The sequence below is a fragment of the Alkalibacterium sp. s-m-28 genome (assembly GCF_054658175.1).
The window spans coordinates 1-255 of sequence record NZ_BAAGIQ010000427.1 but is presented as its reverse complement, the minus strand read 5'-3'; the positions used below and the strand labels follow the sequence as shown (position 1 = coordinate 255).

Sequence of the window (255 nt, the reverse complement as noted above, 5' to 3'; positions counted from 1 at the left end):
GGAGTTAGGGAAGAAAAAGAAACTGAACGCTATTCGGACACTCAATGATAAAGAAGCGAGAATCATGCAGGATATTAATCATAAGATTGCCAGACACATAGTACGGTTTGCGAGAGACACGAACTGTAGCACCATCCATCTGGAGAATCTTTCCGGCATTCGCCGGACCTCAAGACAAAGAGGAAAACACACAGCGATTCTGCATAACTGGACATTCGCTCAACTGACTGACTTCATTGAATATAAAGCAAGAGA

Annotated in this window: 1 protein-coding gene; it reads left to right on the top strand. The window is 43.1% G+C overall.

Features of this window, described 5'->3' with window-relative positions; translation table 11 throughout:
- Positions 1-255, top strand: a 255-nt coding sequence (locus ACYQ4S_RS12855) for an IS200/IS605 family accessory protein TnpB-related protein (RefSeq protein ID WP_459771577.1), incomplete at both ends; no start/stop codon positions are given.